We start from the raw sequence: 21,761 nt of genomic DNA on the forward strand, positions 1-21,761 counted from the left end.
GCGCCCGGCCCGCCGGGGAGGCGGCCGCGCGGCGGCCCCGATACACGCCCAGCGGCCATCGATCCAGGCCTGCCTGCGCTCGTTGCGCCGGGGGCTCGGGGCGCGGGATTACCCGTGGTTCATGCGGCGATGCGCTGGACCAGCCAGGCGAGCAGCAAGGCGAGGCCGAGCAGCAGCACCGGCACCAGCGCGACCGGCGCGAGGCCGAGCAGGGCCGGCAGCAGGCCGGCGCCGAGCGTCGCCGCCGCCACCTGGAAGCCGACCGCATGGACCGCGAGCGGCCCGCCGAGCCGCGCCGGGGTGCGCGCCATCAGCGTCGGGTAGAGCGGCGCCAGCGCCACGGCGAGCAGGCCGACGGAGACGAGGTCCAGCCCGGCCGGCGCGAAGGCGAAGCCGGCGGAGGCGAGCGCCGCGACCAGCACCGCTTGGCGCAGCATCCGGTCCGGCCCGATCCGGTCGACGACGAAGCCGAGCCCGACCCGGCCCGCCGCCAGGGCGCCCCAGAACAGCGTCGTCGCGGCGCCGGCCATCGCCGGATCGGCGCCGCGCGCCGCCACCAGCACCGTCGCCAGCCACTGCCCGGTGCCCGCCTCGACGCCGCAATAGACGAAGAAGGCGAGGATCTGCCGCCGCGCCATGGCGCTCCGCAGCGCGCCGCCGATGGAGGCCGCCGGGCCGCTCTCCTGCGCCGGCCCGCCCCAGCGCCGCCGCGTCAGGCCGAAGGCGAGGGACAGCGCGCCGAGCAGCAGGCCGATGACGAGATAGACCTGCCGCCACGACCCGCCGCCGGCGAGCAGGAGGGTGGCGATGGCCGGGCTCAGCGTGGCGCCGACGCCCCAGCAGGCATGCATCCAGTTCAGGTGGCGCGGCGCGAAGCGCGCGGCGGCGAAGAGGTTCATCGCCGCATCCACCGCCCCGGCGCCGAGCCCGCTCAGCAGCGCCAGCATGACCAGCACCGCCCAGGGCGGCGCCAGGGAGGCGGCGACGGCCGCAAGCGCGGTGATGCCGAGGCTTCCGGCCAGCACGCCGCCGGTGCCGAAGGCGGCCATGGCGCGGCCGGCGAGCAGGCTGGCCGCCATCGTCCCGCCCGAGACGGCGAGCAGCAGCAGGCCGAGCGCGGCTTCCGGCCGGCCGTAGTCCAGCCGCAGCACCGGCCAGAGCGTGCCGGGCAGCGGGTCCGGCAGGCCGAGCCCGATGAAGGCGATATAGGCGAGGACCAGCAGCGGCATGGCAGGCGTGGACCTCGTGCCTGGCCCCCTGCGCCTAGCTCCCCACCTTCAGCGTGCTCGTCAGCCCGCGCAGGCAGGCGAGGATGGAGAGCGGCGTGACCTTGCCGGTGCGGGGATTCTCCTCGCTCGGCACGTTCTCGATCGTCATGGTCAGCCGCGCCGCCTCGGCCTCGACGCGGATGGTGTGGGTGTTGCGGGTGACTGTCGGATCGGCCCAGATCTCGACCATGGTGCGCTCGGGGCCGATGCCGGCCAGCGCCAGGGCGGCCGCGACGTTCACATTCGCCGGGAAGCCGCGGGCGGCGTCGAAGGCATTGCCGCGGAAGACCACGGTCGGCGCGGCGATGCCGCCGAGATCGACGCTCCTCTCGACCAGATAGGGCGCGCCCTCGAGCCCGCGCGGCGGCTTGCGGGTCTCGATCGTCACGCTCGAGACGCTCCCCTCCGCCGCCGCCCGCACCGCATCGAGGCCGAGCAGAGCGCCGGTCGGCACGACGATGCGCGCGCCGGTCTCGCGCGCCCGCGCGACGAGCTGCATGCGCGGCAGCAGCGCCCCGACCGAGGAGGGGACGAAGATGCGGCCCGCGGCGATCGCCGGCTCTGCGATCTGCTCGAAGACCGCGGCCGGCGCCGCCTCGACGACGATATCCGCGGCGGCGGCGAGCTCCGGCAGGGCGACGAGGCGGGGCGGCGCGCGGAAGCCGGCGATGCCGCGCCGCGCCTTCTCCTGGTCGCGCGCGCTCACCGCGACGAGGCGCAGGCCCTCGACCCCGGCATCGAGGGCGCGCGCGAGATGCGCGCCGATGGCGCCCAGCCCGCCGATCGCAACCGTCATCTCGCCCGCCATGCTGCCACTCCTGTCCTGCCGCGGCCAAGCGCCGCCCGCGCCGCATGCCGCGGTTAGCAGAGTGCGGCGCCGCGCACGAGGGGCGGGGCGGAACCGACCTCGCCTTGCTGCGCTATGCGCAACGACCGGCTCAACCGCAGGTCTCTAATCGAATACGGAGGACCATCATCTTGGCATCCCCTCTCCTGCGCGGCCTCGCCGCCGCGGCGCTGCTGACCGGACTCGCCGCCTGCAGCAACACGCGCGACGGCAGCCCCGGCAACCCGCCGAGCACCGCCCTGCAGCGGGCTTATGACAAGGCCACCAGCAATCCGCGGACCAGCGCCGATGGCACCGGCAACAACCCCACCGGCACCGCCGCCGAGCGGGCGCTCGACCGCGCCGCCGGCACGGATGTCTCGGGCGCCTATCCGCGGCAGGCGGATGGCACGGCGGCCAATCCGTCGGGCACGGCGGCGCAGCGCGCCTATGACCGCGCCACCCGCTCGAACACCTCCGGCGCCTATCCGGCCAATCGCTGAACCCTGCCGGGGAGGCGGCCGCGGCCCCTCCCCGGGTCCCGGCCTTCAGACCACCGGGCTGCGCCCGCCATCGACGTTGATGGCGGTGCCGGCGATGTAGCCGCCCGCCTCGCTGCAGAGGAACAGCGCCGTCGCGGCGAACTCCTCCGGCCGGCCGTAGCGGCCCATCGGCAGGCTGGCGCCGAGCTTGCCGAGCCACTCCTCGTAGCTCTCGGTGGTCTTGCTCGCGGCGTGCCGGCGGCGGTGCTGGTCGCTGTCGATCAGCCCGACCAGGAGCGCATTGACCAGGATGTTGTGCTTGGCGCCCTCATTCGCCTGCACCTTGGTCAGCGCCATGCCGGCGGCGCGGCTGACCGCGGTCGGCGCCCCCTCGGCCGGCGGCGCCTTGGCGCCGGTGTTGAGCACGTTGATGATGCGCCCCCAGCGCCGCGCCTGCATGCCCGGCCAGGCCAGCCGCCCGAGCCGGATGGCGGCGAAGAGCTTCAGGTCGAGATCGTTCTGCCAGAGCGCGTCAGAGATCTCGAGGAAGGGGCCGCGCTGGCTGGTGCCGGCGTTGTTCACCAGGATGTCGAGCTTGCCGAAGGCCTTCTCGGCCGCGGCGAAGGCCGCCTCGCAGCCCTCGGCGGTGCTGATATCGGCGGCGATCGGGGCGATGGCGGCGCCCGGCGCGGCGCGGCCGATCTCGGCCGCCGCCTGCTTCAGCGGCTCGGCGCCGCGCGCGACGATCGCCACCTGCGCCCCGGCCTTGGCGAAGGCCTGCGCGATGGCGAGGCCGAGCCCCTTCGAGCCGCCGGTGATCAACGCCGCGCGGCCATCCAGTCGCAATTCCATGGAGTCTTCCCCCCGCTTCCTCACCGATGCGCGGCATCCTGCCCGGCCGGTGGCCCAGGGGAAAGAGTGGGGCGGGAAGGAGGAAGATGGGGCGACCAACGGGACTCGAACCCGTGACATCCAGGACCACAACCTGGCGCTCTACCAACTGAGCTATGGCCGCCACCGGGCCCGGGCGCCGTGGCACCCGGGCGGCGCGTGATAGGGCTAGGGCGGCATACGGTCAAGATTGCCCGCACGCCGCCCTGGACGATTGATTGCAGGGCGGAGTCACGCGTCCGGGCGCTCGCGCCCTCCCGCGATCCGCTCTAGCCGGCCGCCGCCGTCAACTGCCGGCCGCGCCCTGCCGCCCAGGCCCGCAGCCGGCCGAGCGCCTCGTCCAGCACCGCCTCGCCCTTGCAGAAGGCGAAGCGGGCATAGTGGCTCGGCGCCTCGGCCGAGGCGTAGAAGGCGGTGACCGGGATGGCGGTCACCTTCGCCTCCTCGGTGATGGTCCGGCAGAAGGCGACGTCGTCGCCGTTGAAGCCGAGCGGCCGGACATCGGTGGTGATGAAGTAGGAGCCCTGGGTCGGCAGCACGCCGAAGCCGATCTCCGCCAGGCCACGGGCAAGGCGGTCGCGCTTGGCCTGGAGCTGCGCCGAGAGGCCGGCGAAATAGGCATCCTCCTTCATCAGCCCGACCGCGACGCCGCGCTGCAGGTTCGGCGCCGTCGTGAAGGTGAGGTTCTGATGCGCCTTGGCGACATTGCCGGCGAGGCTGCGGTCGCAGGTGATGTAGCCCACCTTCCAGCCGGTGAGGCTGAAGGTCTTGCCGGCGCTGCCGATGCGCATGCAGCGCTCGCGCATGCCGGGCAGGGTCATCAGCGGGATGTGCTTCCAGCCGTCGAAGGTGAGGTGCTCGTAGACCTCGTCGCAGATGGCGAAGCAATCGTGCCGGCGGATCAGCTCGGCGAGGAAGGCGAGCTCGGCATTGGTGAAGACCTTGCCGGTCGGGTTCATCGGCGTGTTGAGCAGGATCGCCTTGGTCTTCGGCCCGAAGGCGGCGGCGAGCTCGGCCCGCGGCAGCGCCCAGTCGGGCGGTGAGAGGCGAACGAGCTTCGGCACCGCGCCGAGCAGCTTCACCACCGGCAGGTAGGTGTCGTAGAGCGGCTCGATCAGCACGCATTCGTCGCCGGGATTGAGCACCGCCATGAGGCAGGCGGTGATCGCCTCGGTGGCGCCGGAGGTGACCACCACCTCGCTCGCCGGATCGGCCTCGATGCCGTAGAAGCGGCGGTTATGCGCGGCGACGGCCTGGCGGAGCTCCGGCACGCCGGTCAGCGGCGGATACTGGTTGCGGCCATCCCTGAGCGCCGCCGCGGCCGCCTCGATCACGTCCTCTGGGCCGTCATAGTCGGGGAAGCCCTGGCCGAGGTTGATGGCGCCATGCTCCAGCGCCAGCGCGCTCATGACCGTGAAGATCGTCGTGCCGGTGGCCGATAGCAGGCTGTTCTGGGGCTGCATTCCGCCCTTGCCCTTCCGCTGGATCAAAGGAATCGGGCATGCCCCGCCCGCCCCGGCCCAGCCGTGCCCGCTTCGGGGCCCGCCCGGGCGGGCGCGGGCGGAGCATGCCCTTGGTGCGGCGCATAATGGGTTTCGGCCGTCGCTGCGGCAAGCCGGAGAGCGGGGCAGGTCCTGCCGAAACATTGGGCATTTTGCCGTACATTCAGGCACAAATCCCGTCGAGAGCGGCGGATTTCGCGCCGGGGGCCGATTGAACCGGTGGCACGGGGCGTGCAAAACACCTGCGGCCGGCACCGCCGGAAGGGCGGAGAGGTCAGGAGGAAGCGTCATGCCGGGACAGCTTCGGATCGAAGACCATCCCCGGAACACAAAGCGGAGCCGATGAAGAAGATCGAGGCCATCATCAAGCCCTTCAAGCTCGACGAGGTGAAGGATGCCCTGCACGAGATCGGATTGCAGGGTCTCACCGTGGTCGAGGCCAAGGGCTTCGGGCGCCAGAAGGGCCATACGGAACTCTACCGCGGGGCCGAATACGTCGTGGACTTCCTGCCGAAGGTGAAGATCGAGGTCGTCTGCACCGACGACCTCATCGAGCGCGCGGTCGAGGCGATCCAGCAGGCCGCGCGGACAGGTCGCATCGGCGACGGCAAGATTTTCATCTCCGACATCCAGGATGTCATCCGCATCCGCACCGGCGAACGGGGTGAGGACGCGGTCTGATCGGAGCGGCGGCCCGCCGGGACGGGCTGCCGCAGACACGCCGCGGCCGGGACGAGCCCACGGCCCGCGGCGGCGAACCCGGGTCCCGCGCAGCCCCTCGGGCGGCGCGGGCGCGGGTTGCGGCGTGCGCCGCGCCTAGGGGGCGAAGGGGAGAGCCCGCAAGGCTCTCCGGGACCAGTCATAGAGTACAGGACGGACGACATGGCAGATAACGCAGCCGCCGTCTCCAAGGTCATGGACATGATCAAGGAGCACAGCGTCGAGTACGTGGACTTCCGCTTCACCGATCCGCGCGGCAAGTGGCAGCATACCGCCCAGCACGTCTCCACCGTCAGCGAGGACACCTTCGTCGACGGCATCATGTTCGACGGCTCCTCGATCGCCGGCTGGAAGGCGATCAACGAGTCCGACATGATCCTGATGCCGGATGCCGAGACGGCCTGCATGGATCCGTTCTCCGCCAAGCCGCAGCTGATCCTGATCTGCGACATCATCGAGCCCTCGACCGGCCAGTTCTACGCCCGCGACCCGCGCGCCACGGCCAAGCTCGCCTCGGCCTATGTGCAGTCGAGCGGCGTCGGCGACACGGTGCTGGTCGGCGCCGAGGCCGAGTTCTTCGTCTTCGACAGCGTGCGCTTCGGCACCGGCGGCAATTTCGGCAGCTACTTCCTCGAGAGCATCGAGGGCCCGGGCGCCAACATGAAGGAGTACCCGGAAGGCAATATGGGCCACCGGCCCGGCGTGAAGGGCGGCTACTTCCCGGTCCCGCCGGTCGATAGCGAGCAGGACCTGCGCGCCGAGATGCTCTCGACCATGGGCGAGATGGGCCTGCCGATCGAGAAGCACCACCACGAGGTGGCGCAGTCGCAGCACGAGCTCGGCACCCGCTTCGGCAAGCTGGTCACGATGGCCGACCAGATGCAGATCTACAAGTACTGCGTGCACAACGTGGCGCACAGCTACGGCAAGACCGCGACCTTCATGCCGAAGCCGATCTACGGCGACAACGGCTCGGGCATGCACACCCATCTTTCCATCTGGAAGGAAGGGAAGCCGATGTTCGCCGGCACCGGCTATGCCGATCTGAGCGAGATGTGCCTCTACGCCATCGGCGGCATCATCAAGCACGCCAAGGCGGTGAACGCCTTCACCAACCCCTCCACCAACTCCTACAAGCGGCTGATCCCGGGCTTCGAGGCGCCGGTGCTGCTGGCCTATTCGGCCCGCAACCGCTCCGCCTCCTGCCGCATCCCCTACACCACCAGCCCGAAGGCGAAGCGCGTCGAGGTGCGGTTCCCCGACCCGTCGGCGAACCCCTACCTCGCCTATGCCGCGCTCACCATGGCGGCGATGGACGGGATCAAGAACAAGATCCATCCGGGCGACCCGATGGACAAGGATCTCTACGACCTGCCGCCGGAGGAGCTGAAGGGCATCCCGACGGTCTGCGGCTCGCTGCGCGAAGCGCTCGGCGCGCTCGAGGCGGATCACGAATTCCTCCTCGAGGGCGGCGTCTTCTCCGAGGACCAGATCGCCAGCTACATTGAGCTCAAGTGGAACGAGGTGTACCGGTTCGAGCACACCCCGCACCCGGTCGAGTTCGAGATGTACTACTCGGTCTGAACCGGCCGGTCCGGCGCCGCCCCGCCCGGGCGGCGCCAACCGCCAATGCTGCATCGCCGCCGGGGCACCACCCCGGCGGCTTTGTCATGGGCGGTTTCATCTTTGGGCGGCTTCATCTTGCTGGGGCAGGGCATCGCCCCGGCGTGCCGCGGGGCAACCCGGCCCGGATCCGACGGTTTCTGGAGACGCCATGTACCTCCTCGCGCTGTTCGTCCCACCCTTGGCGATCCTGCTGGCCGGCCCTTCCAGGCGATCTTCAACGCCCTGCTCTGGCTGGCGGGCCTGGTGCTGCTCGTCCTGCCCTTCATCCCCGGCCTGATGACCTGGGGGCTGGCCGTGCTATGGGCCGTCCTCGTCGTGCGGGGCCGCAAGCAGGAAATGCGCGACCGGCGGCTGATCGATGCGGCGCTGGAGCGCGACCGCGCCGGGCGCGTCGGCTGATCCGGCGCGCCGATCCGGCTGGCTGAGGGGAGGACATGCATGGCGCGATCGCTCTGGTCGCTCGGAGCGCTGCTCGTGCTGCTCGGGATCGCCGCGCATGTCTTCGGCTGGGACCGGCTGATGGAGATCCCGGAGGCGATCATCGCGGCCATCCGCTCGGCCCCCGCCACCTATGGCCTGGTCGCGCTGGGGGTGCTGCTCATGCTGGTCGCGCGCCTGATCGGGCGCCGACGGGGCTAGCCGCTCCCCGCGAAGCCGCTTCGCGTCTGCGCGGGGGCTCCGCCGGGATTCTCCCGCACAGCATCCGTCACAGCCTGCCGCGGCGAAGCGGCGGCAGGGCAGCGGGACGCGACGGCTTCGACAGGCACCTTGACATCGACCTTGCGCGCGGCCCGACCACGATCCGAAGCGACGGGCGAATCGAGTGCCGATTTCGCGTAGCAGGCAACCCTCACCGTATCTCTGCGTAACAGCACCCGGTTGCTTCCCCTCTCCTCAGCCACAGGGAATGCCGCGCCATGGAGCCCTGGAAGCCGATCACCTCCGCGCCGCGGGATGGCAGCACGATCCTCGCCTATCTCCCGGCGCCACCCGAACCGGACCGGCGGCAGGATGTCGTGGCGATCTTCTGGGACGCCGTCTGCGGCTGGGCCACCGCCTATAGCGGCGCACGTCTCGACAGCGAGCCGACCTACTGGATGCCGCTGCCCGCCCCACCAGGCCAGGAGGCGGCCGCCGCGCCGCTGCGCCGCCGCCGCCGCGCCTCGGCCCCTGGCGCGGCCGGCCTGCGGCTGTAGGGCAGCAACCAGGATCAGCCCGTCCGCGTCTCCGCCCGCACATCGGCCAGCCAATGGCAGTCGAGCCCCTCGGGGGTGACGAGGCTGGTCTCCGCCGCATCCTCGCCGAGTTGGTGCAGCAGCGCGCCGGTCCGCCGCTCCCCCGGGATGCCGGGCTGCATTTCGGGCTCGCAGACGAAGGAGAGCGGCGGCGCCCAGGCATAGCGCACCGGGCCGAGCCGGAAGCCGTGCTGCAGGTGCAGATGCCCCGAGGCGACCAGGCGCAGCGCCGGATGCCCGAGCAGCGGCTGCAGTGCCGGCCGTGCCTCCGGCGCGACCGCCCAATAATCGAAGGCGGGATCGTCGGGCCGGGTGGTGAAGGCGGGGGTATGCAGGAAGACCGCGAGCCGGCGCTCGCCGAGGCCGGCGACGGCGTCGCGGATGAACTCCGCCTGAGCCGCCTCCTCGGCGAGGCCGCTGCCCATGATCTCGGTGTTGAGGCCGACCAGCCGCCAGCCCGGCAGGTCGCGCCGCCAACGATCCTCGCCGGCGAGGCGGCGGAAGCGGGCCAGCCGGGCTGCATCGACGGGCTGCGCCGGCATGGTGCGCGGATCGCTGCCGACATCGTGGTTGCCGGGCAGCATCAGCACCGGCGCCGGCAGGACGCGGAGCAGGCCGGTGGCGAAGGCGAGATCGGCATCGCCGCCCGCCCCGTCCAGCGAGAGATCGCCGGTCGCCACGATCAGCGTCGGCCGTGCCGCCGCCGCCCAGTCGCCGATCAGCTCCAGGTTCCGCCGGAACAGGGCGCTGCGCGGCGAGAGATGCAGGTCGGTGATCTGCAGGATGCTGGTCATGCGACGCCCTCCGGGATGTCAGGATAGACGCCATCCGACGCGGATTGTGAATGCGGAAGCGGCGACGACTCGTCGGGAATGCTCTATTCAGGGTGGAACGACACGGCATGGCTTTCGGCCAGCAGGGACTCTCAGCTTGAGCGCGACCACCACCGACGCGGCCCCGGAGCGGGTCCTGCGCGGCGTCCTCCTGATCATCGCCTCGGTCATCCTGTTCTCCGTCTCGGACGCGATGTCGAAGCTGCTGCGGCTGCACGGCCTGCCGGCGGTCGAGATCGCCTGGATCCGCTACGTCGTCTTCGTCCTCTTCGCGCTCGGCCTCGCCTGGCACGGCCGCGCGCTGCGCCTCTGGCCGAAGCGCCTGCCCCTGCAGCTGCTGCGCGGCCTCACCCTGGTCGGCTCGGCGGTGCTCTTCGTCGCCGGGCTCGGGCAGTTGCAGATCGCCGAGGCGACGGCCATCACCTATGTCTCGCCCGGCTTCGTCACCGCGCTCTCCATCCTCTTCCTCGGCGAGAAGGTGGGCATCCGCCGCTGGGCGGCGGTGCTGGTCGGCTTCATCGGGGTGATGATCGTCATCCGCCCCGGCAGCGGCGCGATCCAGATGGCCGCGGTCTTCCCCCTCGCCTCCGCCCTCTGCTGGGCCGCGACCATCGTCATCACCCGCCGCATGGGGGCGGGCGACCTGACGGAGACCACCGTCCTCTGGTCGGCCTGCACCGGCTTCGCGGTGCTCAGCCTGCTCGTCCCCTTCGTCTACGTGCCCGTGGGTCTCGCCGAGCTCGGGATCGGGTTGCTGCACGGCGCCTGCGCCTCGGTCGGGCAGTATCTCGTCATCATCGCCTATCGGCAGGCCGCGGCCTCGGTGCTCGCGCCCTTCTCCTATGTGCAGCTGCTGTTCTCGACCACGCTCGGCTGGCTGATCTTCGCCGCGGTGCCGGATGGCGGCACGCTGCTCGGCGCCGCGGTCATCATCGCCAGCGGCCTCTACACCGTGCACCGCGAGCGCGTGCGGGCGCGGGAACGCCGGATGCAGGGCCGGGCTGGCTGACGCGCGGGCTTGTCGGCCCGCGGGGATCGCCGCACCATGCCGCGATGCAACAGGCGGGGTGCGCGATGCAGCAGGGCGGACAGGCCGGCCGCTTCGCCGGGCGGGTCGCCATCGTCACCGGCGCCGCGCGCGGCATCGGCGCGGCGACCGCGGCGCGGCTGGCGGCCGAGGGCGCGCGGGTGCTGCTCGCCGACCGGCTGCCGGCGGTGGCCGAGACGGCCGCGGCGATCGGCGCCGAATCCCTCGCCCTCGACCTCGCCGCGCGCGATGCCGGGGCGGCGCTGGTCGCCGCCGCCCTCGGCGCCTTCGGCCGCATCGACATCCTGGTCAACAATGCCGGCATCGGCGGCTCCAGGCCGCTCGCTGAATCGGACGACGCGCTGCTCGAGCGCTTCATCGACACCAACCTGACCGCGGTGCTGCGCGTGACCCGGGCGGCGCTGCCGCACCTGCCGAGGCCGGGCGGGCGCATCGTCTCGGTCTCCTCCGTCTTCGGCCTCGCCGGGGTGCCGGGCACGACGGCCTATGCGGTCGCCAAGGCCGGCATCGCGCAGATGACGCGCCAGCTCGCCGCCGAGCTCGGCCCCGCGGGCATCCTGGTGAATGCCGTGGCGCCCGGCGTCATCGAGACGGCGATGACCGAGGGCCATCTGGCGAATGCCTATTACCGCCGCGCGGTGCTCGCCCCGACGCCGCTGCGCCGCGCCGCGAAGCCGGAGGAGGTCGCCGCGGTGATCGCCTTCCTCGCCTCGGAGGATGCCTCCTACGTCACCGGCCAGGTGATTGGCGTCGATGGCGGCTGGCTCGCGGCCCGGCACCTGCCGCGCGAGGAGGATTGACCCGGCGGCCTTCGCCCGCCCGGACGAGAGGACAATGCGATGATCGACATGCGCGTGCGATGGCCGAACGGCGCCCAGGTGGCCGTCGCGCTCACCTTCGACTTCGATGCCGAGACGCTCTGGATGGCGCGCGACCCGGACAACATCCGCCGTCCCGGCATCCTCAGCCAGGGCCGCTACGGCGCCAGGGTGGGCGTGCCGAAGATCCTCGAGACGCTGCAGGGTGCCGGCGTCCCGGCCACCTTCTTCATCCCCGGCTGGACGGTGGAGAACCACACCGACCGCTGCGAGATGGTGCTGAAGGCCGGGCATGAGATCGGCCATCACAGCTACTCCCATGCCTGGATCGACCCCGCCTTTCCCGACAAGGAGGTGGAGGAGATGGAGCGCGGGCTCGACAGCCTGAAGCGGGTGCTCGGCGTCACGCCGAAGGGCTACCGCTCCCCGGCCGGCGAGACCAGCGACAACCTGATCCGCCTGCTCGACAAGCACGGCTTCCTCTACGATTCCTCGCTGCTCGACGACATCAACCCCTATCGCCACCGCATGCCGGACGGCCGCCCGGGGCCGATCGAGCTGCCCTGGCACTGGAGCCTCGACGACGCGCCCTACGCGCTGTTCTCCATCAAGGGGCCGCGGCCGATCTTCACCAACAGCCATATCCGCGAGATCTTCCAGGCCGAGTTCCAGGAGATCCATCGCTGGGGCGGGCTCTACAACCTGGTCATGCATCCGCAGGTGAGCGGCCGGCCGAGCCGCATCGCCTTGCTGCGCGAGATGATCGCCTGGATCCGCGAATTTCCCGGCGTCTGGTTCGCCACCTGCAGCGAGATCGCCGAGGCCTGGGCGGCGCAGCATGAAACTCGCTGAGCGGATGCCGCGCCGCATGGCGCCCCGCCGCGGCGGCCTGCTCGCCGCCCTCGCCCTCGCCGCCCTGCTGCCCGCCGCACCGGCCAGGGCCCAGCCCCAGGACCGGTCGCAGGACCGGCCGCTCCGCCTCTTCCTCAATGTCGGGTTGCAGAATCTCGATCCGATCGCCAGTCCGAGCTTCGTCACCCGCAACTTCGCCTACATGGTCTTCGACACCCTCGTCGCCATGGATGGCAAGGGCCAGTACCGCCCGCAGATGCTGGACTCCTGGGAAGCGAGCCCGGACCGCATGCGCTGGACCTTCCGGCTGCGCCCCGGCCTCGCCTTCCATGACGGCACGGCGGTGACGGCCGAGGATGCCGTGGCCTCGATCCGCCGCTGGGGCCAGCGCGACGCCATCGGCCGCCGGCTGATGGCGGCGACGCAGGATCTTGATGTCGTCGATCCGCGGACCTTCCTGCTAGTGCTGAAGCAGCCCTTCGGCCATGTCATCGAGGCGCTCGGCAAGCCGAGCGTGCACGTTCCCTTCATCATGCCGGCGCGCATCGCCGCGGCGACGCCGCCGACCCAGCCGGTGAAGGAGATCATGGGCAGCGGCCCCTTCCTCTTCCCCAGGGAGGAATGGGTTCCGGGCGAGCGCACCGTCTTCCGCCGCAACCCGGCCTACCAGCCGCGCGAGGAGCCGGCCGACGGGCTCGCCGACGGCAAGCGGCCCCTCGCCGAGCGGGTCGAGTTCCTCACCCTGTCGGATGTCTCGCTCCGCGCCGCCGCCATCACCCAGGGCGAGGTCGACTACCTGGAATACGCGCCCTTCGACTACCTGCCGCGCTTCCGCCGCGACAGGAACCTGGTGATCTCGCAGGCGGGCGGCATCAGCCAGATGATGGACGGCGTCTCGATCAACCATCACCTGCCGCCCTTCGACAGGAACCTGGCGCTCCGCCGCGCGCTGCAGGCGGCGCTCGACCGCAGCGAGGTGGTCGCGGCCTATGGCCTGCCGGACGACATGGTCTCGCCCGACTGCGTCTCGATCTATCTCTGCGGCACGCCCTATTCGAGCGAGGCCGGCGGCGAGATCATCCGCCAGCCCAGCCTCGAGCGCGCCCGCGCGCTGCTGAAGGAATCGGGCTACCGGAACGAGCCGATCGTGCTGCTGCAGCCGGCCGATTCGGCGCTGCTCAACCCGGCGGCGCTGGTGATCATCGACCGGCTGAAGCGCGCCGGCTTCAACCTCGATGTCCAGGCCGCCGACTGGTCCTCCATCGCCGCCCGCTGGGTGGGGCGCGAGCCGGTCGAGCGCGGCGGCTGGAACCTGGTGCCGGTGGTCTATACCGGCTTCGACCTCGCCGATCCGCTGTCGAATGTCGGCATCGGCTACAACTGCTCCGGCAACCAGCCCTGGGGCTATTGCGTCGAGGCGATGAAGCCCGTCCTCGATGCCTATGTGGCGGAGAGCGACCCGGCGAAGCGCACGGCGCTGGCCGCCGAGCTGCAGCGGCTGGCGATCGAGAACGTCACCTTCCCGATCACCGGCCAGTTCCGCAGCCCCGCGGTCTGGCGCGCCGAGCTGAAGGGCGTGATTGATTTCGGCTTCCCGGTGCTCTGGAACATCGAGCGGGCGAAATAGCGCATCGCCCGGCCGGCCGGGCGCTTCCATCCGATCCGCGCCGGCTGGCCCGCGGCGTGCGGCGGCGCACTTGTTGATGACCGCCCGTCCCGGCACCGTCGCGGGCCCTGGGGAGAGGGCGGCATGGCACGCAGGCTCGTCGTCTTCGCCGATGGCACCGGCAATGCCTATGCCCTCCGCGAATCCAATGTCTGGCGCCTCTACCAGGCGCTGGACCGCGGCGACGGCGCGCAGATCGCTCGCTACATCAAGGGCGTCGGCACCAGCGGCTTCCGCCCCCTGGCGCTGCTCGACGGCGCGACCGGCTTCGGCGTGCCCGGCAATATCCGCGAACTCTATCGCTTCCTCAGCTACAACTGGCGCCCCGGCGACGAGATCTGGGCCTTTGGCTTCAGCCGCGGCGCCTTCACCATCCGCAGCCTGATCGGCCTCATCGACAGCCAGGGGCTGATGCCCCGCGAGATCGACGGCCGGCCGGTGACGCGGGCCGAGATGAAGCGCAACGCCATGGCGGCCTGGCGCGCCTACCGCGCCCACGGCGCCTCCTGGCAGCGGAGCTGGCCGACCGTCGCCGCCGCCCGGCTGCTGCGGGATGCGCTGCTCTGGGCCTGGCACGGCGCGTTCCGGCACCGCCCCTATCGCGCGGTGCTCGCGGCCCGCCAGCCCGAGGCGATCAGGCCCGGCATCCGCTTCCTCGGCCTGTTCGACACGGTGGAGGCCTATGGCGTCCCGATCGGCCTGCTGCGGACGGCGATCGACCAGGCCGTCTGGCCGCTCTCCTTCCGCAACCGCCGCCTCTCGCCGCTGGTCGCGGCGGCGCGGCACGCGCTCTCGCTCGACGACGAGCGGCTGACCTTCCACCCGGTGCTGTTCCGCCACCGCGACGCGGAGGATTCGGGGCGCATCCGCGAGCTCTGGTTCGCTGGCGTGCATTCCGATGTCGGCGGTGGCTATCCCGACGATTCGCTCGCCGGGGTGCCGCTCGGCTGGATGGCCGAGGAGGCCGAGGCGGCGGGCCTCCGCTTCGATCGCGAGGCGCTGGCCCAGGGCCGCACCACCGCCTCGCCCTTCGGGGCCTGCCATGATTCCCGCGCCGGCCTCGGCATCTTCTATCGCTACGCGCCGCGCCATGTGCGGCGCGACGGGCCGGCGGGCCCGGAGTCGCCGGGGGTGCATCCCTCCGTGCGCAGGAAGATCGCCGACGGCACCGATGCCTATGCCCCCGTCGCGCTGCCGCCCAAGGCGGTGCCGCACGGGAAGGGCGCGGCGGCCGGCGCCGATGACGCGACCGGCGCCGCCGGCATGGCGGCGCTCATCTGGTGGCGGCGCGTCACCTATTGGCTGATGGCACCGGCGAGCCTCGCCGCCCTCCTTGTCCCCTTCCTCGCCGACCCGGTCGGCGGCGACGGAGTCTATGCCAGGCTCGACGGCACGGTCTCGGTGCTGCTGGGACCGGCGATCCTGGCGCTGGGGGCGGTCCTGCCGGCCCCGCTCGAGGGCTGGCTGCACCGGCTGGCGGCGCATCCCCTGCCCTCGCTGCTGCTCGGCCTGCTGGTGCTCGGCCTCATCCACCGGAGCGGCAGGCTGCGCGATCGCATCGCCGCCCTCGCCCGCCATCGCTGGCATCACGGGCCCATCACGCCGGCGCCGCCGCCGGTCTCCCGCCTCGCCATCGGCATCGCCGCGCGCCTCGCGCGCCTCGGCGAGTCGCCCGGGCTCAGGCGCCTCGGCGGCGGCGTGCTGCTGCCGGCCGGGTTGCTCGGCGCGCTGCTGCTGGCGGCGCTGGTGCTGCTGCACCCGGTCGGCGTGGCGCTGCGCAGCGAATGGGGCGGGCTCTGCACCCCCTCTGCGGCGGTCGTCACCCTGCGGCCCGGCGAGAGCGGCATGCGCGAGGGCTTCGCCGCCGGCGACCCCTGCTGGGCGAGCGGCCTCGGCCTGGTCGCCGGCGGCCGCTACCGCATCGAGATCACGCCGGGGCATGTGGCCGCCCGGACCGGTGCCGGCCCGGGCGGCGGGCTCCGGGAGGTCCTGCGCCTGCCCTGGCGGCGCTGGTGGAGCGCCGGCTGGGGCCAGCCCATCGGCCGGGTCGGCCGCGGCGGCGAGGCGGAATGGGCGCTGCGCCCGGTCGCCGGCGATGCCGAGGCCGCCGACCCGCCCTTCATCGCCCGCTTCACCGCGCCGCGGAGCGGCGAATTCCACCTTTTCCTGAACGGCCTGCTGCCCTTCGGCTTCCGCCTGGGGGATTCATCATCAGGGGATGGCGACCGGGCCAGCGTGACGCTGCGCCGCCTCCGCTGACCCCGCCACCTGAAGCGCCTGTCAGAACCGTCACTACCCGTTGCTCTGCCGAGGCTTCGCCTCGGCAGGCTGTGACGCCCCTTGGGCAGGAGGGGAATTCATTGGGCCCCCGCAAAGCCGCGCAGCGGCTTTGCGGGGATTGAATCACCCCGCCAGATGCGGCCGCCGCCAGAGCCGCGCCAGCAGCCCGTCCACCGGCCCGGCTAGCACCGAGACCAGCCAGGCGAGGCCGGCCGCGAGCACCACGGCCGGCCCGCTCGGCACATCGGCATGGAAGGAGAGGAGCAGCCCGGCCCAGGCGCTCAGCGCGGCGAGGGCGACCGCCGCATAGACGATGCCGCCGACCCGCCGCGCCCAATGCCGGGCGGCGATCGCCGGCAGCATCATCAGCCCGACCGACATCAGCGTGCCCAGCGCCTGGAAGGCGGCGATGAGGTTCAGCACGACCAGGGCGAGGAAGGCCATGTGCCACCAGGCGCCACCCGCCCCGACCGCGCGGGCGAAGCCGGGATCGAGGCATTCCAGCACCAGCGGCCGCCAGGCCAGGGCCAGCACCCCGAGGGTGAGCGTCGCCGTGCCGGCCATGAGCAGCAGCGCCGCGTCGTCGACGCCGAGCACGCTGCCGAAGAGCAGGTTGGTGAGCTCCACCGCGCCGCCGCGCCAGGAGACCAGCGCCACGCCGAGGGCGAGGGCGACGAGGTAGAGCGCCGCCAGGGAGGCATCCTCCCGCCCCCCCGTGGCCCGCGACAGCGCCCCGGCGCCGACCGCGACCACCAGCCCCGCCACGGCGCCGCCGAGCGCCATCGCCGGCAGGGAAAGGCCGGCGAGGAGGAAGCCGGCCGCGACGCCGGGCAGGATGCCGTGGCCGAGGACATCGGCGGTCAGGCTCATCCGCCGCAGCATCAGGAAGACGCCGAGCGGCGGCGCCGCCAGGGCGAGCGCCAGGCAGCCCACCAGCGCCCGGCGCAGGAAGCCGAATTCCTGGAAGGGCCCCAGGAGCGAGGCGACCAGCCCGTCGAAAAGCCCGTGCAGGATCAGGCTGCGTCCCGCCGCTGGCAGGTCTCGGGCCCGGCCGCCCAGGCCTCGGCCATCATGCGGGCGCGCAGCCGGTTGGCGGCGCTCAGCGCCTCCTCGGTCGGCCCCCAGCCGAGGCAGTCGCGGGCGAGCAGCAGGGCCTCCGGGAATTCGCGCCGGACCAGCTCCAGGTCGTGCAGCACCGCGATGACGGTGCGGCCCTCGCCATGCCAGCAATGCACCATGGCGAGCAGGTCGGCGGCGGTACGCGCGTCGAGCGCGTTGAAGGGCTCGTCCAGCAGGATCACCGGCGCGTCCTGCAGCAGCAGCCGGGCGAAGAGCACGCGCTGGAACTGCCCCGTCGAGAGGCTGCCGATCGGCCTCGCCTCGAACCCGGCGAGCCCGACCGCCGCCAGCGCCGCGCGCGCCCGCTCATGGCCGGCGCGGGTGATGGCGCGGAAGGCGCCGCTCTCGCCCCAGAGGCCGAAGAGCACGAGGTCGAGGCAGCTGACGGGGAAGGCCCGGTCCAGCGCCACGGCCTGCGGCAGCAGCGCCACCTGCCCCGCCGCGCCCTCAACCCGGCCGGCCTCCGGCCGCTGCAGCCCGGCCAGGGTGCGCAGCAGGGTGGACTTACCGGCGCCGTTCGGCCCGACCACGGCGGTGAGGCTGCCCGGTGCGAAGCGGCCGGAGAGATGATGCACTGCCGGCCGCCTTCCATAGGAGACGGTGAGGTCGGTCAGGCGGATCTCGGGCGGGTGGATCCCGGACGGGCGGCTCACGGCAGCAGCGCCCAGAGGACGGCAGCCCAGAGCCCGGCCGCCAGCGCCGCCGCCAGGATCAGGCGGGCGCCGGCGCCCGAGGACAGGGCGAGCGGATCGGGAAGGCTGAGGCGCATGACGTTATCACATAACACCGCCCGGCCGCATGGCAAGCCGGCCTGGCATGTTGGCCATGCGTGGCCGGTTCTGCGCGGAAGGGATGACAAGGGCGGTCGCATCGGTTAGCGGTTGCTCTCGGTGCCGTGAAGCTGACCCACCCCGTCCGCTCCGCCGCTGCCGCGACGTTTCACTTTAGAGCCTTGGCAGGTCATGCGTCAGGCGTTCACCGCCCCTCGCCAGCAACGCGCCGAAGGGATGCTGCGCCGCGTGACCGGCGCGCCCAGCCGGCGGCCGGCGAGCATGCGCCTCTCGACGCGCCTCGTCCTCATCATCGCCACCTCGCTGCTGCCCGTCTTCGCCATGCAGCTCGCCATCGCCTGGAGTCAGTGGTCCGAGCGCAAGGCGCAGCTCGGCGGGCTCGCGATCCAGCAGGCGCAGCTGCTCGCCGGCAACCTCGACGGCATCGCCCAGGGGGCGCGCATCCTGCTCGGCGCGGCGACGGAGAGCGAGGCGGTGCGCCAGCTCGCGCCGGATTGCGGCGAGCAGCTCGCCCGCCTGCGCCGGCATGCGCCGGGCTACGCCTTCATCGCCTTCATCGACCGTTCCGGCCACGTCGCCTGCGCCTCGGACAACAACTTGGCGCATCTCGATGCCGAGGCGGACTGGGTCGCTGCGGCGCGGCGGGCGCAGACCTTCCGGGCCGGCCAGCACACCGTCACCGCCAACGCGCCCGAGGGCGTGCTGCCCTTCTACCTGCCGGTCGAGACCGCCCGATCGGCCGGCGGCACACTGGTGGCGGCGCTCGAGCTCGGCTGGCTGGAGCAGGCGCTGCAGCGCATGAAGCGCGACAACTCGCCCTTCGTCGGCGCCAGCATCCTCTCCCTGGTCGATTCCGACGGGACCGTCCTGGCGCGGGACGTCCGGCATGCCGAGTTCGTCGGGCAGCGCGTGCCGCCGGCGGCCCTGCCGCTGTTGCAGGAGCAGCGGCCCGGCACGATCCGCATGGCGGGGATCGACGGCGTCGACCGGCTGGTCGGCTACGTGCCGCCGACGCCGGCGCATTCCGGCGTCGCCGCGCTGGTCGGCTTCGACGAGCAGGCGCTGCTCTTCGACATCCGCCGCGCCCTGCTGCGCGGCCTGCTCATCACCCTCGGCGGCAGCATGCTGGCCCTCGGGATGACGCTGCTGGTCGCGCGGCGCTTCATCGCCCGCCCGACCGAGGCCCTGCTGGCCGCCGCCCGCCGCTGGCGCGCCGGCGACCTGATGGCGCGCGCCCCGGGCGCCGATGGCCGCTCGGAATTCGGCCAGCTCGCCGGCGCCTTCAACGCCATGGCCGCGGCGCTGCAGCAGCGCGAGGACGAGCTGCGCCAGCACGCGCAATCGCTCGAGCGCCACGTCACCGACCGCACCCGGGCGCTGCAGGACTCGCATGCCCGGCTCGAGGCCGAGATCCAGGAGCGCCGCAACACCGAGGCGGCGCTGCTGCAGGCGCAGAAGCTGCAGGCCGTCGGCCAGCTCGCCGGCGGCATCGCGCATGACTTCAACAACGTGCTGCAGGCGGTCCTCGGCGGCGTCGCGCTCATCGCCCGGCGCGCCGGCGATCCGGCGGCGGTGGCGCGCCTCACCGGCATGGTCGAGGAGGCCGCGAAGCGCGGCCAGTCCATCACCCGCCGCCTCCTCGCCTTCTCCCGCCGCGAGGAGCTGCGCGCCGACCGGCTCGATGTCGGGGCGCTGCTGGTCGGCCTGCGCGAGGTGCTGGCGGCAACCCTTGGCGCCCGGATCCGGGTCGAGATCGAGGCGCCGGCGGCGCTGCCGGCGGTCTTCGCCGATCGCGGCCAGCTCGAGACGGTGCTGGTCAACCTCGCCACCAATGCGCGCGACGCCATGGAGAATGGCGGCCGGCTGACCCTCTCGGCGCGGCCGGTCGACGCGCCCTCGGGGCGGCAGGAGGGGCTGGCCCCCGGCCTGGCGCCCGGGCGCTACATCCAGCTCACGGTCGCCGATACCGGCATCGGCATGAGCGCCGAGACCCTGGCCCGCGCCGGCGAGCCCTTCTTCACCACCAAGCCGGTCGGCCGCGGCACCGGCCTCGGCCTCGCCATGGCCCGCAGCTTCGCCGAGGGCTCGGGCGGCCGGATGACGATCGAGAGCCATGTGGGCCAGGGCACGCGGATCTCGCTCTGGCTGCCGGCCATCGGCGAGGAGGCGGTGGCGAAACCGGCGCCGGCCAGCCGGCCGGCCCGCCCGGCGGCGCGCTCCGGCCGCATCCTCCTCGTCGATGACGAGCCGGTGGTGCGGGAGGTGCTGGCCGGGCAGCTCGCCGATGCCGGCTACCAGGTGACCGATGCGGCGGATGGCGCGGCGGCGTTGGACTGGCTGGCGCGGGAGCCGGGCTTCGACCTGCTGGTCTCCGACCTGGCCATGGAGGGGATCGACGGCGTCACCCTGATCCGCGAGGCCCGCAAGCTGCGCCCCGGCCTGCCCGCCATCCTGGTCACCGGCTATGCCGGCGACGCCGCCGCGCTCGCGGTCGGGCAGGAGGTGGATGGCGGCTTCACCCTGCTGCGCAAGCCGGTCACCGGCAGCCAGCTCACCGACCAGGTCGCCGCGCTGATGGCCGCGGTCGGCTAAAGCGTGACTCACGCGATCAAACAACGGCCTGGGCCATGATCCACGACCTTGTGTGAGCGGATCGCGGGGGCCGCGGCGTCTCACCGCCGCAGCCCGAGCGTCACCTCGCGGTGCCAGATCAGCAGGCCGCTCGCCACCAGCACCGCCATGCCGAGCAGGTCCCAGCCATCCGGCAGCTCCGCCCAGACCAGCGCCCCGAAGGCGGTGGTCCAGAGGATCGCCGAGTATTCGAAGGGCGCCAGCAGCGTCGCCTCGCCCCGGCGATAGGCCTCCGTCATCATCACCTGCGCCAGGGCGGAGACCAGGCCGATGGCGACCAGCAGCCCCCATTGCCCCGGCCGCGGCGGCACCCAGCCGGGCAGGCTGACCAGGCCCGAGACCAGCGTGGCGCCGAGGGCGAACCAGAGCACGATGGTGACATTCGCCTCCCCCGCATCGCCCATCCGCCGGATGGTGATCATGGCCAGGGCCCAGCCGACCGCGCCGAGCAGCACCATGGCGAGGCCGGCGAGGTTCGCCCCCGCCGCGCCGCCGGGCAGCGTCATCAGCAGGACGCCGCCGAAGCCGGCCAGCACCGCCGCGCCGCGCCGCGGCCCGACCCGCTCGCCGAGCAGCGGGATGGAGAGCAGGGTGAGGAAGAGCGGCATGGTGAAGCCGAGCGCCGTCACCGTCGCCAGCGGCAGCACCGCATAGCCGTAGAAGGCGCCCACCATGCCGAGCAGCCCGCCGGCCAGCCGCACCGCATGCAGGCCGGGATGGCGGCTGCGCAGCGCCGCCAGCCCGCCGGCCCGCCAGAGCAGCGGCAGCAGGGCCGGGATGGCGAAGAGGTTGCGGCAGAGCACCACCTGCGCCAGCGGCACCGCGCCCTCCAGCGCCTTCACCAGCGCCCCGGCCAGGGAGAACAGGCCGGCGGCGCCGAGGATCATCAGGATGGCATGGCGACGGGCGGCGGCCTCCGCCGCGGCAGGCAGGGCGGTGGATATCGGCATCTCCTCGGTCCCTGCCCCGTTCCCCGTCTTCCCCGCCCGGCCCGCCCGGCCCGCCCGCCCCGGCGACGGGCGATTTTACCCTCGGCCGATCTGCTCTAGCACTACCTGGGCAGTATTCGATCTGGTGGCGGTCGGAACCGGCGTCGGCAATGCGGACAGCAGATCGGTGGGACAAGCTCAGCGAGCAGCCGCGCCATAATGGCGCGGCGCACGGCCGGCAGGC

Annotated in this window: 20 protein-coding genes and 1 tRNA gene; 12 read left to right on the forward strand and 9 right to left on the reverse strand. The window is 72.7% G+C overall.

Going from position 1 to position 21,761, the window contains the following annotated elements; translation table 11 throughout:
- Positions 1-119: 119 nt before the first annotated feature.
- Entirely contained in the window at positions 120-1,229 is a 1,110-nt protein-coding gene (locus tag HJG45_RS27350; RefSeq protein ID WP_171617062.1) for a sugar MFS transporter, read from the reverse strand.
- A 34-nt stretch (positions 1,230-1,263) separates the two neighbouring features.
- The gene (locus HJG45_RS27355; protein WP_217363060.1) at positions 1,264-2,076 is read right to left on the reverse strand and encodes an aspartate dehydrogenase; all 813 of its coding nucleotides are present in this window, start codon (positions 2,074-2,076) and stop codon (positions 1,264-1,266) included.
- 170 nt (positions 2,077-2,246) lie between these two features.
- On the opposite strand from HJG45_RS27355, the gene HJG45_RS27360 reads away from it, so the two are divergent.
- The gene (locus tag HJG45_RS27360; protein WP_254452840.1) at positions 2,247-2,597 is read left to right on the forward strand and encodes a hypothetical protein; all 351 of its coding nucleotides are present in this window, start codon (positions 2,247-2,249) and stop codon (positions 2,595-2,597) included.
- 45 nt (positions 2,598-2,642) lie between these two features.
- On the opposite strand, the gene HJG45_RS27365 is transcribed toward HJG45_RS27360, so the two are convergent.
- From HJG45_RS27365 to HJG45_RS27375, 3 genes are all read right to left on the reverse strand, one after another.
- On the reverse strand, positions 2,643-3,428 hold the full coding sequence (locus HJG45_RS27365; protein ID WP_171617064.1) for an SDR family oxidoreductase: 786 nt from the start codon (positions 3,426-3,428) through the stop codon (positions 2,643-2,645).
- 87 nt (positions 3,429-3,515) lie between these two features.
- A tRNA-His gene (locus HJG45_RS27370) sits at positions 3,516-3,591 on the reverse strand.
- Between the two features lie 145 nt (positions 3,592-3,736).
- Positions 3,737-4,930 carry an aminotransferase gene (locus HJG45_RS27375; protein ID WP_171617066.1) on the reverse strand — a complete coding sequence of 398 codons (1,194 nt, stop codon included), beginning with the start codon at positions 4,928-4,930 and terminating at the stop codon, positions 3,737-3,739.
- Positions 4,931-5,311: 381 nt separating this feature from the next.
- Here HJG45_RS27375 and HJG45_RS27380 point away from each other — a divergent pair, with 381 nt between their 5' ends.
- From HJG45_RS27380 to HJG45_RS27400, 5 genes are all read left to right on the forward strand, one after another.
- On the forward strand, positions 5,312-5,650 hold the full coding sequence (locus tag HJG45_RS27380; protein WP_111469688.1) for a P-II family nitrogen regulator: 339 nt from the start codon (positions 5,312-5,314) through the stop codon (positions 5,648-5,650).
- A 201-nt stretch (positions 5,651-5,851) separates the two neighbouring features.
- Positions 5,852-7,273, forward strand: a complete 1,422-nt coding sequence (gene glnA / locus HJG45_RS27385; protein ID WP_171617068.1) for a type I glutamate--ammonia ligase — start codon at positions 5,852-5,854, stop codon at positions 7,271-7,273.
- 45 nt (positions 7,274-7,318) lie between these two features.
- A complete protein-coding gene (locus HJG45_RS27390; RefSeq protein WP_171617070.1) occupies positions 7,319-7,714 on the forward strand; it encodes a hypothetical protein in 396 nt (131 codons plus the stop codon).
- A gap of 39 nt (positions 7,715-7,753) precedes the next feature.
- Positions 7,754-7,954, forward strand: coding sequence for a hypothetical protein (locus HJG45_RS27395; protein ID WP_171617072.1), 201 nt, complete (start codon positions 7,754-7,756; stop codon positions 7,952-7,954).
- A 278-nt stretch (positions 7,955-8,232) separates the two neighbouring features.
- The gene (locus tag HJG45_RS27400) at positions 8,233-8,511 is read left to right on the forward strand and encodes a hypothetical protein (protein ID WP_171617074.1); all 279 of its coding nucleotides are present in this window, start codon (positions 8,233-8,235) and stop codon (positions 8,509-8,511) included.
- A gap of 14 nt (positions 8,512-8,525) precedes the next feature.
- Here the strand turns inward: HJG45_RS27400 and HJG45_RS27405 are convergent, their stop codons facing one another.
- Positions 8,526-9,344: a metallophosphoesterase gene (locus HJG45_RS27405; RefSeq protein WP_171617076.1), complete on the reverse strand. Its 819-nt coding sequence runs from the start codon at positions 9,342-9,344 to the stop codon at positions 8,526-8,528.
- A 136-nt stretch (positions 9,345-9,480) separates the two neighbouring features.
- Between HJG45_RS27405 and HJG45_RS27410 the strand changes: the two genes are divergently transcribed.
- The 5 genes from HJG45_RS27410 to HJG45_RS27430 all read left to right on the forward strand — a co-directional run bounded on the left by HJG45_RS27410 (position 9,481) and on the right by HJG45_RS27430 (position 16,026).
- Positions 9,481-10,392: a DMT family transporter gene (locus tag HJG45_RS27410; RefSeq protein ID WP_217363061.1), complete on the forward strand. Its 912-nt coding sequence runs from the start codon at positions 9,481-9,483 to the stop codon at positions 10,390-10,392.
- A gap of 65 nt (positions 10,393-10,457) precedes the next feature.
- Complete coding sequence (locus HJG45_RS27415; RefSeq protein WP_171617080.1) at positions 10,458-11,231, forward strand: SDR family NAD(P)-dependent oxidoreductase; 774 nt, start codon at positions 10,458-10,460, stop codon at positions 11,229-11,231.
- Positions 11,232-11,270: 39 nt separating this feature from the next.
- Positions 11,271-12,101, forward strand: coding sequence for a polysaccharide deacetylase (locus HJG45_RS27420; RefSeq protein WP_171617082.1), 831 nt, complete (start codon positions 11,271-11,273; stop codon positions 12,099-12,101).
- A 16-nt stretch (positions 12,102-12,117) separates the two neighbouring features.
- Entirely contained in the window at positions 12,118-13,728 is a 1,611-nt protein-coding gene (locus tag HJG45_RS27425) for an ABC transporter substrate-binding protein (protein WP_254452841.1), read from the forward strand.
- 123 nt (positions 13,729-13,851) lie between these two features.
- Positions 13,852-16,026 carry a DUF2235 domain-containing protein gene (locus HJG45_RS27430; RefSeq protein ID WP_171617084.1) on the forward strand — a complete coding sequence of 725 codons (2,175 nt, stop codon included), beginning with the start codon at positions 13,852-13,854 and terminating at the stop codon, positions 16,024-16,026.
- A gap of 144 nt (positions 16,027-16,170) precedes the next feature.
- On the opposite strand, the gene HJG45_RS27435 is transcribed toward HJG45_RS27430, so the two are convergent.
- Positions 16,171-17,037, reverse strand: a complete 867-nt coding sequence (locus HJG45_RS27435) for a metal ABC transporter permease (RefSeq protein ID WP_171617096.1) — start codon at positions 17,035-17,037, stop codon at positions 16,171-16,173.
- A 23-nt stretch (positions 17,038-17,060) separates the two neighbouring features.
- Positions 17,061-17,819, reverse strand: coding sequence for a metal ABC transporter ATP-binding protein (locus HJG45_RS27440; protein ID WP_368040690.1), 759 nt, complete (start codon positions 17,817-17,819; stop codon positions 17,061-17,063).
- Between the two features lie 366 nt (positions 17,820-18,185).
- On the opposite strand from HJG45_RS27440, the gene HJG45_RS29585 reads away from it, so the two are divergent.
- Positions 18,186-20,549 carry an ATP-binding protein gene (locus HJG45_RS29585; RefSeq protein WP_171617086.1) on the forward strand — a complete coding sequence of 788 codons (2,364 nt, stop codon included), beginning with the start codon at positions 18,186-18,188 and terminating at the stop codon, positions 20,547-20,549.
- 80 nt (positions 20,550-20,629) lie between these two features.
- On the opposite strand, the gene HJG45_RS27450 is transcribed toward HJG45_RS29585, so the two are convergent.
- Positions 20,630-21,538: a DMT family transporter gene (locus tag HJG45_RS27450; RefSeq protein WP_171617088.1), complete on the reverse strand. Its 909-nt coding sequence runs from the start codon at positions 21,536-21,538 to the stop codon at positions 20,630-20,632.
- Positions 21,539-21,761: the final 223 nt, after the last annotated feature.

The organism is Roseicella sp. DB1501, assembly GCF_013112485.1.
GTDB lineage: Bacteria > Pseudomonadota > Alphaproteobacteria > Acetobacterales > Acetobacteraceae > Paracraurococcus.